We start from the raw sequence: 16,235 nt of genomic DNA, 5'->3' as shown, positions 1-16,235 counted from the left end.
GCAAATAACCCTTCTGCATGAAAGATCATCAATTGCATCTTCCGGAGTTGTCAGAACCGTTCAGCATCGGCTCAGTCACGATCCGTAATCGTGCCGTGCTGGCGCCCATGTCGGGCGTGACGGATCTGCCGTTCCGGCAGCTTGCCTGGCGTTATGGCGCGGGCCTTGTTGTCACGGAAATGGTGGCAAGCCGTGAGCTCGTCGCCAATCGCGGCGAATCCTGGGCGCGGCTGAAAAATGCCGGCATGGTTCCGCATATGGTGCAGCTCGCAGGACGCGAGGCGCATTTCATGGCCGAGGCAGCGAAGATCGCGGCCGATAATGGCGCCGGCATCATCGATATCAATATGGGTTGTCCTGCCAAGAAGGTGACGGGCGGTTATTCCGGCTCGGCTTTGATGCGCGATCCCGATCATGCACTCTCGCTCATCGAGGCGACGGTCAATGCAGTCGACGTACCGGTGACGCTGAAGATGCGGCTCGGCTGGGACGAGAACACCATCAATGCGCCGGAGATCGCCCGCCGTGCCGAAGCCGCAGGCGTTCAGCTCATCACCGTTCACGGCCGCACCCGCATGCAGTTTTACGAGGGACGGGCGGACTGGGATGCCATCCGCGCCGTGCGTGAGGTGATTTCCGTGCCGCTGATCGCCAATGGCGACGTGGAAACAGCCGGGGATGCGCGCGAAATCCTGCGCCGTTCGGGTGCGGATGCCGTCATGGTCGGTCGCGGCGCGCAGGGGCAGCCCTGGCTGCCGGCTGTGCTTGCCGGACATTCAGCGCCGCACCGCGACGATATTCCTGCCATCGCCATCGAACATTACGAGATGATGCTGGAATTTTATGGAAGGGAAGCCGGTCTCCGGCATGCCCGCAAACATCTCGGCTGGTATCTCGACCGTTTCGCGCCAGAGATCGCCACGACTGACAAGGCTGAAATCATGACATCGCGTGACACGGCGGAAGTGGCGGATTTGCTGCGCTCCGCCCTTAGCGAAAATGCGGGCGAAGACGCCGCAAGGAAGGCCGCATGAGCGCTGACAAACACAGCCCGGCAGATGGAAACCCGCTTGCCATGGCGGTTCTGAACGCGGTGCAGAACCCTGTTATTCTGGTGGATGCCGAAGGTTTCATCGCCTTCGCCAACTGGGAAGCCGAAGCCTTTTTCGGGGCGAGCGCCTCCCATCTCGCGCGCTACCGCGTTTCCACCTTCATTCCCTTCGGCAGCCCGTTGCTCGCACTGATCGATCAGGTGCGGGAGCGCCGCGCGCCGGTCAACGAATATCGCGTCGATCTGAGTTCGCCGCGTCTTGGCCAGGACAAACTGGTCGATCTTTATGTCGCGCCCGTTGTCAGCGAACCGGGATCGGTGGTCGTCGTCTTCCAGGAAAGGTCGATGGCCGATAAGATCGACCGGCAATTGACCCACCGGGCGGCAGCGCGCTCCGTTACCGGCCTTGCCTCCATGCTCGCGCATGAAATCAAGAACCCGCTGTCCGGCATTCGCGGCGCTGCCCAGCTGCTTGAGACATCGGTTGCCGATGAAGACCGGGCGCTGACGCGGCTGATCTGCGACGAGACCGACCGCATCGTCTCGCTGGTCGACCGTATGGAAGTGTTTTCCGACGAGCGGCCGGTGGATCGCGTGCCGGTCAACATCCATTCCGTGCTCGATCATGTGAAGGCCATCGCCAAGGCCGGCTTTGCCCGCAATATCAAGATTTCTGAGAACTACGACCCGTCGCTGCCGCCTGTTTATGCCAATCGCGACCAGCTGGTGCAGGTTTTTCTCAATCTGGTGAAGAATGCGGCGGAAGCCGTGGGCAACCAGCCGGATGGCGAGATCGTCCTCACAACCGCCTATCGCCCCGGCATGCGGCTTTCGGTCGCCGGCAGCCGCGAGCGCATCTCGCTGCCGCTCGAATTCTGCGTGCATGACAATGGCCCGGGCGTTCCGGCCGATCTTTTGCCGCATCTTTTCGATCCCTTCATCACCACTAAGACGAATGGTTCGGGCCTCGGGCTGGCGCTTGTCGCCAAGCTGATCGGCGCCCATGGCGGCATTGTCGAATGCGACAGCCAGAACCACCGCACGACTTTCCGCGTATTGATGCCCGTCTCGCCGGAAGTGGCGCTCGACGACCGCTCTTTGCCGAACACGACAGGAAATGACCAATGACAGCTACGATCCTCGTCGCCGATGATGATGCCGCAATCCGCACGGTGCTGAACCAGGCGCTGAGCCGCGCCGGTTACGACGTGCGCATCACCTCCAATGCCGCCACGCTCTGGCGCTGGGTTTCGGCGGGTGAGGGCGATCTTGTCGTAACCGATGTCGTGATGCCGGATGAAAACGCGTTTGACCTGCTGCCGCGCATCAAAAAGGCACGCCCGGACCTGCCGGTTCTGGTCATGAGTGCGCAGAACACCTTCATGACGGCCATCAAGGCCTCGGAAAAAGGCGCTTACGATTACCTGCCGAAGCCCTTCGACCTGACAGAACTGATCGCCATCATCGGCCGCGCCCTGTCGGAACCGAAGCGCAAGCCGGCGAAGCTCGATGACGACATGCAGGACGGCATGCCGCTCGTTGGCCGCTCTGCCGCGATGCAGGAAATCTACCGCGTTCTCGCCCGCCTGATGCAGACAGACCTGACGCTGATGATTACAGGCGAATCCGGCACCGGCAAGGAACTGGTGGCGCGCGCGCTGCATGACTACGGCAAGCGCCGCAACGGTCCCTTCGTCGCCATCAACATGGCCGCTATCCCGCGGGACCTGATCGAATCCGAACTCTTCGGCCATGAGAAGGGTGCCTTCACCGGCGCGCAGAACCGCTCCACCGGCCGTTTCGAACAGGCCGAGGGCGGCACACTCTTCCTCGATGAAATCGGCGATATGCCGATGGACGCCCAGACGCGGCTGCTGCGCGTGTTGCAGCAGGGCGAATATACCACGGTGGGCGGTCGCACGCCGATCCGCACGGATGTCCGCATCGTCGCCGCCACCAACAAGGACCTGAAGCAGTCGATCAATCAGGGCCTCTTCCGCGAAGACCTTTATTACCGCCTGAACGTCGTGCCGCTGCGGCTGCCGCCGCTGCGCGACCGCGCCGAGGATATTCCCGATCTGGTGCGCCATTTCATCCAGCAGGGCGAAAAGGAAGGTCTGGAAGGCAAGCGTTTCGAGAGCGAGGCGCTGGAGGTCATGAAGGCCTATGCCTGGCCGGGCAACGTGCGCGAGCTGGAAAACCTGATCCGCCGCCTGATGGCGCTTTACCCGCAGGAAGTCATCACCCGCGAGATCATCGAGCAGGAGCTGCAATCGGATGTTCCCGACAGCCCGCTCGACAAGATGGCGGTTCGCACCGGTTCGCTCACGATTTCGCAGGCGGTCGAGGAAAATATGCGGGATTATTTCGCCAGTTTCGGCGATGGCCTGCCGCCGCCCGGCCTTTACGACCGCGTTCTGCGCGAACTCGAATATCCGCTGATTCTCGCGGCTCTGACTGCGACGCGCGGCAACCAGATCAAGGCCGCCGATCTTCTCGGCCTGAACCGCAATACGCTGCGCAAGAAAATCCGCGAGCTTGGCGTTTCCGTTTATCGCAGCTCCCGCCCAACCTGAGAATGTTGACAAGGTCGCATTTGTCGTTGCACTTTCGCCACATTGTGTTGCTTGAAAAACACTAGGAAGGAAAGAGATTCGCCGGTCTGAGGCGCGTCTCGCCTGACTTCAGAAATGTGGTGCTGGCTGGCCAGCGATTGGGAGTAGTGCATGCGGAAACCCGCCGCCGAAAACGCCGTTGCCGATGAAGCAGCGGGCATGGTGGTTGCCGATCGCAGGATGTCTTTCGCTTTACCGGGGCTGGTGCTCGCCGGCGTCGCTCTCGTTTGCGCCATCCTCACCCTGTTCGTACTTCTGGGTGTCACGCCAATCGCGCCGACATCGAACGTCGTCATCGCCTCCGTCGTCATCAATTCGATCTTCGTGATCGGCCTGATCTTCCTCATCGGACGCGAAATCAACCGGCTGCTGAAAGCGCGTAAAAAGGGCAGGGCGGCTGCGCGTCTGCATGTGCGCATCGTCGTGCTTTTCTCCATCGTTGCGATTACGCCCGCAGTGCTCGTCGCCATCTTCGCCAGTCTGACGCTGAATGTAGGCCTCGACCGCTGGTTTTCGCTGCGCACGCAGTCGATCGTCGATTCATCGAGCAATATCGCCCAGGCCTATATGATGGAGAATGCCGGTTATCTTCAGGGTCAGACCCTGTCGATGGCAACCGACCTCGACCGCAACCGTGCGCTTTTTTATCTGGATCGTACCGGCTTCGTCGATCTGATGACCCGTCAGGCCAAGGGGCGCGGCCTTCTCGGCGCGTTTCTGGTGCAGGAGGACGGCGACGCCGTTGCTCAGGCCGACATCAAGACGGAAAAACCGCTTCCCGCCATCCCGCATGACGCGCTTGAAAAGGCGGCCGCCGGCCAGCCGACGCTGATACCGCCCGGTATCACCAACCTCGTCGGCGCCATTATCAAGCTCGAAGGCATCAGCGGCACCTTCCTTTACACGGTGCGCGCCGTCGATCCCAAGGTGATGAGCGCGATGCGGCTGATGGAGGAGAACCGTGCCGAATACAAGGCGATGGAGGCAGGCCGCGCGCCGCTGCAGATCGCCTTTGCGATCCTCTATCTCGGTTTCGCGCTGATCGTGCTTCTCGCCGCCATCTGGACGGCGATTGCGGTGGCCGACCGTATCGTGCGGCCGATCCGTCTCCTCATCAGTGCTGCAGACAGTGTCGCCACCGGCAACATGCATGTGCTGGTTCCCGTCCGCGCGGTCGATGGCGACGTCGGGCGACTGTCGCGCACCTTCAACAAGATGGTCTCGGAACTGCGCAGTCAGCAGGAACAGATCATCGAGGCCAAGGACGATATCGACGACCGCCGCCGCTTCATCGAGGCCGTGCTGTCAGGCGTTACCGCCGCCGTCATCGGTGTCGATGAGAACCGCAGGATCACCATCGTCAATCCGTCGGGCGAAGAATTCCTGGCGCAGACCTCCGAGCAGCTTATCGGCGCGCAACTGTCGGAGATCGCGCCCGAAATCGAACAGGTCGTCAACGAGGCCAATACCTGGTCGCGCGGCAACTTCCGCAAGCAGATCAACATCATGCGGCGCGGCAAGGAACGAACGCTGAATGTGCAGGTGACCCGTGAGGACGCCCGCGACAGCCGTGACAGCTACGTTATCACCCTTGACGACATCACCGATCTCGTCATCGCCCAGCGTTCGACGGCATGGTCGGATGTGGCGCGCCGTATCGCGCATGAAATCAAGAATCCGTTGACGCCGATCCAGCTTTCCGCCGAGCGTATAAAGCGTCGTTTCGGCAAGCAGATCGACGAGAGCGACCGCGCCGTCTTCGACCAGTGTACGGACACCATCGTCCGGCAGGTCGGCGATATCGGCCGGATGGTGGATGAATTCTCCGCTTTTGCGCGCATGCCGAAGCCGACGAAGGAAAAGTCGGACCTGCGGGCGATCTTGAAGGACGCGGCGTTCCTGCGCGAAATCAGCGCCGCCGATACGAAATTCTCAACCGAACTGGGCGATATCCCGCTGGAGGGCATGTTCGATGCCCGCATGCTGGGTCAGGCCTTCGGCAATCTCATCAAGAACGCGACGGAAGCCATCGAGGCGGTGGAAGGCGAAAAGCGGCCGGGCAAAATCCTGGTGCGTGCCTCCTTCGACGAGAGCAATTCCCGTTTTGTGGCTGACATCATCGACAATGGCCGCGGCCTGCCCGTCGAGAACCGTCACCGCATTCTCGAACCCTATATGACGATGCGGGACAAGGGCACGGGCCTCGGTCTCGCCATCGTCAAGAAAATCATTGAAGAGCATGGCGGGTATCTGGAACTCCACGATGCCCCGCCGGAGTTCGATCACGGCCACGGCGCCATGATCAGAGTGCTGCTGCCCTATATCGAGGCGGTCGGCGGCGAAAATAACAAGGAAGCAGCATATGGCGTCTGATATTCTGGTCGTGGATGACGAGGCGGACATTCGCGAAATCGTAGCGGGCATTCTTTCCGACGAGGGCCACGAGACCCGCATGGCGTTCGACAGCGACAGCGCGCTGGCCGCCATTTCGGAGCGCGTGCCGCGTCTGATCTTTCTCGACATCTGGATGCAGGGTTCGAAGCTCGACGGTCTGGCGCTGCTCGACGAAATCAAGAGCCGCCACCCCGAAATTCCAGTCGTCATGATTTCCGGTCACGGTAATATCGAAACCGCCGTCAACGCCATCAAGCGCGGCGCTTTCGACTTTATCGAGAAGCCGTTCAAGGCCGACCGTCTCATTCTAATCGCTGAGCGGGCGCTGGAAAACTCCAAGCTGAAGCGCGAGGTTCAGGAACTCAAGAAGCGTACCGGTGACGCGGTTGAACTCGTCGGCGCATCGCTTGCGGTGTCGCAGCTTCGCCAGACCATCGACCGGGTTGCACCCACCAACAGCCGCATCATGATCCTCGGCCCCTCCGGTTCAGGCAAGGAACTTGTGGCGCGCATGGTGCACAAGAAGTCCTCGCGTGCGAGCGGACCCTTCGTGGCGCTCAATGCCGCGACGATCACGCCGGACCGCATGGAAATCGCGCTGTTCGGCACGGAGGGCCTGCCTGGGCAGCCGCGCAAGGTGGGCGCTCTGGAAGAAGCCCATCGCGGCGTGCTTTATCTCGATGAAGTCGGCGAAATGCCGCGCGAGACGCAGAACAAGATCCTGCGCGTGCTGGTCGATCAGCAGTTCGAGCGCGTCGGTGGCGGCAAGCGGGTGAAGGTGGATGTGCGCATCATTTCCTCGACCGCCCATCACCTCGAAAGCCTGATCGCCGAAGGCCAGTTCCGCGAAGATCTCTATCATCGCCTCGCCGTGGTGCCGGTTAAGGTGCCGGCGCTCTCCGAACGGCGCGAGGATATTCCGTTCCTCGTCGATATGTTCATGCGCCAGATTTCCGAGCAGGCCGGCATCCGTCCGCGCAAGATCGGTGACGACGCCATGGCCGTTCTCCAGACGCATGACTGGCCGGGCAATATCCGCCAGCTGCGCAACAATATCGAGCGGCTGATGATTCTCGCCCGTCCCGAGGGCGGCGAAGCGCCGATCTCGGCCGACATGCTGCCGTCGGATATTGGCGACATGCTGCCGAAGATTTCGGCGCAGGGCGATCAGCACATCATGACCCTGCCGCTGCGCGAAGCCCGCGAAATGTTCGAGCGCGACTATCTCATGGCGCAGATCAACCGTTTCGGCGGCAATATTTCGCGAACGGCGGAATTTGTCGGCATGGAACGGTCTGCACTGCATCGCAAACTGAAATCTCTCGGCGTATAAGGAAAGAAGGCGCTTCGCCGTAACCGATTATTCCGTCAGAGAGACAGCATGAAAGTCATCATTTGCGGCGCAGGGCAGGTGGGTTACGGCATCGCCGAACAATTGTCGCGGGAAGATAATGAAGTATCGGTGATCGATACGGCCGCGCCGCTCATCACCGCCATTACCGAGACGCTGGATGTGCGCGGTTATGTCGGCCATGGCGCCCATCCCGACATGCTGGCCAAGGCCGGCGCCGACCAGGCCGACATGATCATCGCCGTGACCTTGCATGACGAGATCAATATCGTCGCCTGTGAGGTGGCGCATGCGCTCTTCAGCGTGCCGACCAAGATTGCCCGCATTCGCGACCAGAGCTATCTGAAGCCGGAATATGCCGATCTCTTCAGCCGCGAGAACATGTCCATCGACGTGACGATTTCGCCTGAAGTCGAAGTCGGCAAGATGGTGCTCCGGCGCATCGCCTTTCCAGGCGCAACGGATGTGGTGCGTTTCGCCGACGACACGATCTACATGCTGGCCATCGAATGCATGGAGGATTGCCCGGTCATCAACACACCGCTGCAGCAGCTCTCCAGCCTCTTTCCAGACCTCATCGCCACGGTGGTGGGGGTGTATCGGGATGGTATCCTCAAGGTAGCGCATTCTTCGGAACAGTTGCGGGTGGGCGACCTTGCCTATGTCATCTGCCAGCGCCAGCATGCCCGCCGCACCTTAAGCCTTTTTGGCCATGAAGAGCAGGAGGCGCAGCGCATCGTGATTGCCGGCGCCGGCAATATCGGCCACTTCGTCGCCCGCAAGATCGAGGAACTGCAGCCGAAAACGCGGGTGAAGATCATCGAGGCTGACCGCGACAGGGCGGTTGCCGCATCAGAACAGCTCAGCAATACCATCGTCATGCACGGCTCGGCGCTCGACCAGAAAATCCTGATGCAGGCGGATATTCAGGATGCCGATCTTATCGTGACGCTCACCAATAACGATCAGACCAATATTCTGGCGGCGGTGATTGCCAAGCAGCTCGGCTGCAAATCGAATCTGGCGCTTTTGAACAGTACGTCGTTCCACGACGTCGCCCGCTCTCTGGGGCTCGATGCCTATATCAACCCCCGGGCCGTGACGATCTCCCGCGTGCTTCAGCACGTGCGCAAGGGCCGCATCCGCTCAGTCTATGCTGTCCAGCGCGGCTCGGCGGAGGTGATCGAGGCGGAAGCGCTGGAGACGTCGCCGCTGGTCGGCCAGTCCTTCCGCGACATCGATATGCCGGAGGGTGTGCGCATCGGGGCGATCTATCGCGACGGCGTGGTGATCCGCCCGGATGGCAGCACGAAAATCAAGGCGAAGGACCGGGTCGTGCTGTTTGCATCCGCCGATGCCGTGCGCGACGTGGAACAACTTTTCCGTGTTTCGATACAATATTTTTGACTGTCCCGAATTGAAAATGTGGGTCAATACTCGTACTCATTCGGCTGTTTTGACCGTTGCGGAACGGAACACGATTTGATACCAGAGTTTGAGGTCGGCCAAGCGGGGGACAAGACTCGGCCGGCTTATTATTGATTGATTATTTTCCGGTATCCCTGCCGGCAAAAAAGAAAGAAGCGGCGCCATGGCGGAACGTTCTCAAAACCTTCAGGATCTCTTCCTCAATACCGTTCGTAAGCAAAAGATTTCGCTCACGATTTTTCTGATCAACGGCGTCAAGCTGACGGGCGTTGTCACCTCCTTCGACAATTTCTGCGTGCTTCTGCGCCGTGACGGTCATTCGCAGCTTGTCTACAAGCATGCGATCTCCACCATCATGCCCGGCCAGCCGATGCAGATGTTCGAAAGCGAAGAAGGCGCTGCCTGATCGGGCTCCCTCGACGGATATTCGACATAGACTGACCCGGACCGGGAACATTTCCCGTGCCGTCAGGTTAATCCCCATGGCCGCCCGCGCGGATGCGGTCGGCCGCAATCCTCTTTCTGGACAAGGCTGAACCCATTTCAACGCGCGACACCTCGAACGAATCGATTATTCCGGAGCAGGAAAAGCGCCGCGACGACATGCGTGCGGTTGTCCTCGTGCCGGTCCTCAAGCAGCGCGAAACGCGCGATGCGGCTGCCGGCCCGGCTGCCCCCGGCCGTTCGGTCGAAGCCAAGCTTGAGGAAGCAAAAGGACTGGCGCTCGCCATCGATCTGGAAGTGACGCAGGGTCTCATCGTTTCGGTGAACCAGCCGCGCCCCGCCACGCTGTTCGGAACCGGCAAGATCGAAGAAATCGGCCATCTTCTCGACGAGACCGATTCCGGCCTGGTGATCGTCGATCATCCGCTGACCCCGGTGCAGCAGCGCAATCTCGAAAAGCAGTGGAATTGCAAGGTCATCGACCGCACGGGCCTGATCCTTGAAATCTTCGGTCGCCGCGCCTCCACAAAGGAAGGCACGCTGCAGGTCGATCTTGCGCATCTGAACTACCAGAAAGGCCGCCTCGTCCGAAGCTGGACCCACCTTGAACGCCAGCGCGGCGGTGCGGGCTTCATGGGCGGCCCGGGTGAAACCCAGATCGAAGCCGACCGCCGGCTTTTGCAGGAACGCATCGTGAAGCTGGAGCGCGAGCTGGAACAGGTGGTGCGCACGCGCCAGCTACACCGCGCCAAGCGCCGCAAGGTGCCGCATCCGATCGTCGCGCTGGTCGGTTACACCAATGCTGGCAAATCCACGCTGTTCAACCGCATCACCGGCGCCGGCGTTCTGGCGGAGGATATGCTGTTCGCTACGCTCGACCCGACCTTGCGCCGCATGAAGCTGCCGCATGGCCGCACCGTCATCCTGTCCGATACGGTCGGTTTCATTTCCGATCTTCCGACGCATCTGGTCGCCGCTTTCCGCGCCACTCTCGAAGAGGTGCTGGAAGCCGATCTCGTTCTGCATGTGCGCGATATGTCCGATCCGGACAATGCCGCCCAGTCTGCGGATGTGCTGCGTATTCTCGGTGATCTCGGCATTGACGAGAAGGAAGCGGAAAAGCGCATCATCGAGGTCTGGAACAAGGTTGACCGTCTCGAGCCGGAAGCGCATGACGCGATCATGCAGCGTGCCGAGGGTCGTTCGGATATCCGCGCCGTTTCGGCCATCACGGGCGAGGGCGTCGATGCCCTGATGGACGAGATTTCAAAGCGTCTTTCCGGTGTTCTGACGGAAACGACCGTTGTCCTCTCCATCGAACAATTGCCGCTGATCTCCTGGGTCTACAGCAATTCCATCGTCGACAGCCGTGAAGATCATGAGGACGGATCGGTTGCGCTCGATGTGCGCCTGTCGGAAGCGCAAGCGGCCGAACTGGAACGGAAGCTTGGAAAAGCGACGGTTCGCGAGCGGGAAGACTGGGAGCGCTGAGCGCTCCTTGCATTGTTCTAAACTCTCTCCGTCATTCCGGCCTTGAGCCGGAATCCAGCCACGGCGCGTCTGCGCCGTGAGAAGAGTCTTTTGCGATCAAAGACTTGATCGTGTTGGACCCCGGACTAAATCCGGTGTGACGGTTGCGGATGCAGCGCTGCTGCCAGATGCATTCGGCAGTCATAATGGAAGTGCTGTGCCTTACCGGACTCACCGCATTTCCGCGATCAGGACGAAACCGTATCAAGCGAACGTTCGATGCGTTTCGCCGCCTGCCAGAGATCTTCCATTCTCTCGAGGCTCGCTTCTTCCAGCGTTTCGCCATTTTGGGTGAGTGACGTTTCGATGTGATTGAAACGCCTGCGGAATTTCGTATTCGTACCGCGCAGCGCATCTTCCGGATCGGCTTTGACATGCCTGCCGATATTGACGAGGGCAAAAATGAGATCGCCGAGTTCGTCCGAGACCTTTTCCGGTTTTTCTTCCGCCAGCGCCTCGCGCAGTTCGGCGATTTCCTCCTCGATCTTGTCGAGAATGGGAGCGGGGTTCGACCAGTCGAAACCGGCACGCGCTGCCTGTTCCTGTAGCTTCAGGGCCTCGGTCAGCGCCGGCTGGCTGCGCTGTACGCCGCCCAGAAAGCCTGCCTTGAAATCCTCGGTGATGCCGCGTCGCGCGCGTCGCTCCGCACGCTCGCGTTTTTCTTCCGCCTTGATACGGTCCCATTGCAGTTTGACGCCGTCCGGCGTGTCGGCGTCGGATACGGCGAAGACATGGGGATGCCGTCGGATCATCTTTGAGGTCACGGCGTGCACCACGTCGCCAAAGGCGAATTCGCCCATCTCTTCGGCAATGCGGGCATGGAAAACCACCTGTAGCAGAAGGTCGCCCAGCTCCTCGCAAAGATCGTCCATATCCTTGCGCTCGATGGCGTCGGCGACTTCATAAGCCTCTTCAATGGTATAGGGCTTGATCGTCTCGAAAGTCTGCACGACATCCCAAGGGCAACCGGTTTCCGGCTGCCGCAGCGCTTCCATGATCTCGATCAGGCGGGAAATATCCTTCGAGGCTTCCATAGTGTCTCAAACCTTCGTTCTTTGTTTCTGCGCATCGCCCGGACGGAAAACCGCCACGCACGTCCTGCGGAAATGCTCTAGTTCAATGGAATGTCGTTGCCGCTCTTGGACGACTGGTAGCTGGTGGAAAGATCGTCATAGGCGGCCTTGATGCGTGCCGTCTGCGCCTTCAACGTGGTCTTCAGCGGATCGTCTTCACCCTCCACCAGATCGGCGATGAAATACGAATTCCAGAAGGCATTGTTGCGGCGATAACCGCCCGGTTCCAGCCCGAAAACTTCCTTGAGGATTTTCAGGTCGTGAGGGATCGCGAAAGCGTCGCGGGAATCCTCGTGGCTGAAGAAGGAGTAGAAATTATCGAAGCCGGCCCAGGTGATGGCGGACATGCACATGGTGCAGGGTTCGTGGGTGGAGAGAAAAATCAGCTCCTTCGTGTTCGGCTTTTCGCCCAGCTCGTAAAACCGCTTCAGCGTGTGCACTTCGCCATGCCAGAGCGGATTTTCCAGCTCGTTATTGGTCTCGGCGGCCACCAACGACAGGTCCGATTTGCGCAGGATCGCCGCACCGAAAACCTTGTTGCCAAGGCTGACACCACGTGCCGTCAAGGGCAGAATATCGTGTTCGATGACATCGAGAAGGCGGGCGGCGAGGGTGGAGCTGGTCAAGGGTCTGGTCCTTCGTGCCGCTTTAAGAAAAAGCGGTCTTCGCATGGGGAAATCGACAGTCGATGGTCGCTCCTTGTTCGGCGCGAGGACCCGCTTTGTCAAGGGATTGCGAGGGGATTCTCAGGGCTTCCGCGGGCGTGTAAAAGCATCGCCGGTTTGTTTTCCTCCAAAACCGGGGTCTTCGAGAAATAAAAATCCAGGTGCCGGAAAGGCTTGAATTTCTGTTTCTTCAATCTTGCACCGCAATGCGGGATATATGTCCAATGCACAACGAACATGATTTTTCCGCTGCTGGCGACCGCCTTTCAACCTTCCCCGCTTTCTTCCGGGTCGAGGGGCGGCAGGTCGCTGTTTTCGGAAATGGCGATGAAGCCTTCGCGAAGGTAAGGCTCCTCGCCAATACCAACGCGCATATCATTGCCTATGCCGACCGGCCGGAAGCCGATTTTGCCCGTTATATCAGCGAAAACGGCATCGATCATCGGGCTTCGGCTTTCGCCGGCGAATTGATCGAAGGCGCCACACTGGTCTTCGCCGCTACCGGTGATGAGGCGCTGGACCGTGAGATCGTCACCGTCGCGCGCGCCGCGAAAATTCCCGCCAATGCGGTGGATCAGCCGGAATTCTGCGATTTTTTCACTCCGGCGCTCGTCGCCCGTGCGCCCGTCGCCGTGGCTATCGGCACGGAAGGGGCAGGGCCGGTTCTTGCCCAGATGATCCGCGCCCGCATCGATCAGATGCTGTCACCGTCGCTTGGCAAGCTTGCGCGCCTTGCCGTGCAGTATCGTGATGCGGCAGAGGAGAACGTGCCGAAGGGCGCCTTGCGGCGCAATTTCTGGCGGCGGTTCTTTTCAGGTGCCGTGGCGGATGCCGTCGCCGTTGGCGACACGCTCTCTGCCCGTCAGGCCGTCGACCGCCTGCTGCAATCGCCCGAACGCAGTGAAGGCCGTATCTGGCTTGTCGGCGCGGGACCGGGCGCTGAAGATCTGCTGACGCTGCGCGCGCAGCGCGTATTGATGGAAGCCGATGTGATCGTTTACGACGCGCTTGTGCCGCAGGCGATTGTCGATATGGGCCGCCGCGATGCGGAGCGCCTCTCCGTCGGCAAGCGCAAGGGCTGCCACAGCAAGTCGCAGGATGAGATCAACCGCCTGCTGGTGCGCCTCGGCAAAGATGGCAAGCGTGTCGTGCGCCTCAAATCCGGCGATCCGCTGGTCTATGGCCGGGCGGGCGAAGAAATGGCGGCGCTGCGCGAAGCCGGTATTGCCTATGAGATCGTGCCCGGCATCACGTCGGCCTTCGCCGCGGCTGCGGATTTCGAATTGCCGCTGACGCTGCGCGGTGTCGCTTCATCGCTGATTTTCACTACCGGCCACGATCTGGCCGGCGATGTCCTGCCCGATTGGGCCCGGCTTGCCGTTTCCGGCGCCACCATCGCCGTCTATATGGGCCGCAGTGTTGCTGCTTCGGTCGCGAAGCGGCTGATCGACGCGGGATTGGGTGTGGAAACCACTGTCGCCGTCATCGAAAACGCCAGCCGCGCGGATCGCCGCCTGCTGCATGGCACACTGAACGATCTGCCCGAGCTCGAACATCGCGATGAACTGACCGGCCCGGTCATGGTCATCATCGGCGATGCGGTGGCGGGCGCCAATTTTGACAGGTCCGAGGCGCTTGCATCGTCAGTGCGGCCGGCGGATTTCAAACGGGAGTATGTAAATGGCTGACAAGGTTTTGACCGCCAACCGCCTGAGCGATGGCATCGCCGTCTGGCTCGATGCCAACGGGGAGTGGACGGAGAACCTGCAGGGCGCAATCGTTGCCCGCCATGCGGAGGCCGTCGCCTCGTTCGAGGAAATCGGCAAGCGGGATTTCTCCGCCAACAAGGTCGTCGATGTGGCCGTCATCGATGTCATAGAGGAGAACGGCAAGCTTTGGCCGACGCGTCTTCGCGAACGCATTCGCGCCGCTGGCCCCACCGTGCACTATGCCACCGGCTTCAAGCCGGCCGATGCAGCATTCATCGCAGTCTGAGGAAGAATATGTACCGTTACGACGAGTTCGATCACGCATTTGTTGAAGGCCGCGTGGCACAGTTTCGCGATCAGGTTGAGCGCCGCTTGTCCGGTGAGCTGGCTGAGGATGCGTTCAAGCCGCTGCGCCTGATGAACGGCGTCTATCTTCAGCTGCATGCCTATATGCTGCGCGTCGCCATTCCTTACGGCACGCTGAATTCGAAGCAGATGCGGATGCTGGCCCATATCGCCCGCAAATATGACCGGGGTTACGGCCACTTCACCACCCGCCAGAACATCCAGTACAACTGGCCGCGTCTTTCCGATACGCCGGATATCCTGTCCGAATTGGCGAGCGTGGAAATGCACGCGCTTCAGACGTCCGGCAACTGCATTCGCAACGTTACCGCCGATCATTTCGCCGGTGCGGCCGCCGATGAGGTCGCCGATCCGCGTCCCTATGCGGAAATCCTGCGTCAGTGGTCTTCCGTGCACCCGGAATTCTCCTTCCTGCCGCGCAAGTTCAAGATCGCTGTCACCGGCGCCGAGCGCGACCGTGCCGCCATTCAGGTGCACGATATCGGCCTGCATCTGAAAAAGAACGACAAGGGTGAGATCGGGTTCGCCGTCTATGTCGGCGGCGGGCAGGGCCGCACGCCGATGATCGCCAAGAAAATCCGCGACTTCCTGCCGGAAGAGGACTTGCTTTCCTACACCACGGCGATCATGCGCGTTTATAACCTGCACGGCCGTCGCGACAACAAATACAAGGCGCGCATCAAGATCCTCGTGCATGAGACCGGTGCGGAAGAACTGGCCCGCCAGGTCGAGGTCGAGTTCGCTGAACTCAAGAACACCGAGTTGAAGCTTCCGGATGCCGATATTGCGGCAATCACCGCTTATTTCGCGCCGCCGGCACTGAAGGACCGGCCGGAAGGCTGGGAAAGCCTGGCGCGCTGGAAGCGGGCCGACGAAGGCTTTGCCCGTTTTGTCGAGCAGAACGTCGCGCCGCACAAGCATCCCGACTACGGCATGGTGACGATTTCGCTGAAGCCGATTGGCGGCATTCCGGGCGATGCGACGGACGAGCAGATGGAACTCGTCGCCGATATCGCCGCAGAATATGCCTTCGACGAAATCCGCATCAGCCATGAGCAGAACATCATCCTGCCGCATGTGGCGCTGGCCGATCTCGAGCCGGTTTATCGCGCGCTGGTAGGCGCTGGCCTCGCGACCGCCAATGCCGGGCTGATCACCGATATCATTGCCTGTCCCGGGCTGGACTATTGCGCGCTCGCCAATGCGCGCTCCATTCCGGTGGCGCAGGAAATTTCCACCCGCTTCGGATCGCCGGAGCGTCAGGCGGAAATCGGTGAGCTGAAGATCAAGATTTCCGGCTGCATCAATGCCTGCGGCCACCACCATGTCGGCCATATCGGCCTGCTGGGTGTGGAAAAGAAGGGCGCGGAACTCTACCAGATTACGCTTGGCGGATCGGGCGATGAGAATACCTCGATCGGTGAAATCATCGGCCGTGGCTTCGAGCCGGAAAAAGTCACCGACGCCATCGAAACCATCGTCGACACCTATCTCGGGCTTCGCCTTTCGAAGGAAGAAATTTTCCTCGAAGCCTATCGCCGCGTTGGACCGCAACCGTTCAAGGATGCGCTCTACGGTTCCGCTGCAGAAGCCGCCTGAGGAGAATGCC

The 16,235-nt window shown here is 60.5% G+C and carries 13 protein-coding genes; 11 read left to right on the top strand and 2 right to left on the bottom strand.

The genetic code is table 11. From position 1 onward, the window contains the following. The first annotated feature begins 17 nt into the window (after window positions 1-17). The 8 genes from dusB to hflX all read left to right on the top strand — a co-directional run bounded on the left by dusB (window position 18) and on the right by hflX (window position 10,774). Window positions 18-1,034 carry a tRNA dihydrouridine synthase DusB gene (gene dusB / locus ACQZ5G_RS02900; RefSeq protein ID WP_448736931.1) on the top strand — a complete coding sequence of 339 codons (1,017 nt, stop codon included), beginning with the start codon at window positions 18-20 and terminating at the stop codon, window positions 1,032-1,034. Beyond that, window positions 1,031-2,179 (top strand): two-component system sensor histidine kinase NtrB, encoded by a 1,149-nt coding sequence (locus ACQZ5G_RS02895; RefSeq protein ID WP_448736930.1) that lies wholly within the window; start codon window positions 1,031-1,033, stop codon window positions 2,177-2,179. Before dusB ends, ACQZ5G_RS02895 begins: the two co-directional genes overlap by 4 nt. Then, window positions 2,176-3,627: a nitrogen regulation protein NR(I) gene (ntrC, locus tag ACQZ5G_RS02890; protein WP_003521350.1), complete on the top strand. Its 1,452-nt coding sequence runs from the start codon at window positions 2,176-2,178 to the stop codon at window positions 3,625-3,627. The genes ACQZ5G_RS02895 and ntrC overlap by 4 nt, the downstream gene beginning before the upstream one ends. 150 nt (window positions 3,628-3,777) lie before the next feature. Next, a complete protein-coding gene (locus ACQZ5G_RS02885; protein ID WP_448736929.1) occupies window positions 3,778-6,039 on the top strand; it encodes an ATP-binding protein in 2,262 nt (753 codons plus the stop codon). Then, window positions 6,029-7,393, top strand: coding sequence for a nitrogen assimilation response regulator NtrX (gene ntrX / locus ACQZ5G_RS02880; protein ID WP_003521348.1), 1,365 nt, complete (start codon window positions 6,029-6,031; stop codon window positions 7,391-7,393). Before ACQZ5G_RS02885 ends, ntrX begins: the two co-directional genes overlap by 11 nt. Before the next feature lie 48 nt (window positions 7,394-7,441). Further along, window positions 7,442-8,818, top strand: a complete 1,377-nt coding sequence (gene trkA, locus ACQZ5G_RS02875) for a Trk system potassium transporter TrkA (RefSeq protein ID WP_448736928.1) — start codon at window positions 7,442-7,444, stop codon at window positions 8,816-8,818. Window positions 8,819-9,002: 184 nt separating this feature from the next. Further along, complete coding sequence (hfq, locus tag ACQZ5G_RS02870; protein WP_003496145.1) at window positions 9,003-9,245, top strand: RNA chaperone Hfq; 243 nt, start codon at window positions 9,003-9,005, stop codon at window positions 9,243-9,245. A gap of 92 nt (window positions 9,246-9,337) precedes the next feature. Then, the gene (hflX, locus tag ACQZ5G_RS02865) at window positions 9,338-10,774 is read left to right on the top strand and encodes a GTPase HflX (protein ID WP_448736927.1); all 1,437 of its coding nucleotides are present in this window, start codon (window positions 9,338-9,340) and stop codon (window positions 10,772-10,774) included. Window positions 10,775-11,001: 227 nt separating this feature from the next. Here the strand turns inward: hflX and mazG are convergent, their stop codons facing one another. Both mazG and ACQZ5G_RS02855 read right to left on the bottom strand, forming a co-directional pair. Next, window positions 11,002-11,847, bottom strand: a complete 846-nt coding sequence (mazG, locus tag ACQZ5G_RS02860) for a nucleoside triphosphate pyrophosphohydrolase (RefSeq protein ID WP_448736926.1) — start codon at window positions 11,845-11,847, stop codon at window positions 11,002-11,004. A gap of 77 nt (window positions 11,848-11,924) precedes the next feature. Then, window positions 11,925-12,557, bottom strand: coding sequence for a deaminase (locus ACQZ5G_RS02855; protein WP_448736925.1), 633 nt, complete (start codon window positions 12,555-12,557; stop codon window positions 11,925-11,927). A gap of 218 nt (window positions 12,558-12,775) precedes the next feature. On the opposite strand from ACQZ5G_RS02855, the gene cysG reads away from it, so the two are divergent. The 3 genes from cysG to ACQZ5G_RS02840 are packed head-to-tail and all read left to right on the top strand — an operon-like array spanning window position 12,776 to window position 16,225. Next, entirely contained in the window at window positions 12,776-14,239 is a 1,464-nt protein-coding gene (cysG, locus tag ACQZ5G_RS02850) for a siroheme synthase CysG (RefSeq protein WP_448736924.1), read from the top strand. Further along, window positions 14,232-14,546, top strand: a complete 315-nt coding sequence (locus ACQZ5G_RS02845; protein ID WP_003521341.1) for a DUF2849 domain-containing protein — start codon at window positions 14,232-14,234, stop codon at window positions 14,544-14,546. Before cysG ends, ACQZ5G_RS02845 begins: the two co-directional genes overlap by 8 nt. Before the next feature lie 8 nt (window positions 14,547-14,554). Further along, window positions 14,555-16,225, top strand: a complete 1,671-nt coding sequence (locus ACQZ5G_RS02840) for a nitrite/sulfite reductase (protein WP_003521340.1) — start codon at window positions 14,555-14,557, stop codon at window positions 16,223-16,225. Window positions 16,226-16,235 lie beyond the last annotated feature (10 nt).

This window comes from Agrobacterium sp. 22-214-1 (assembly GCF_053522465.1).
The sequence above is the reverse complement of the archived record's forward strand: the minus strand, read 5'-3'. Positions and strand labels throughout refer to the sequence as shown.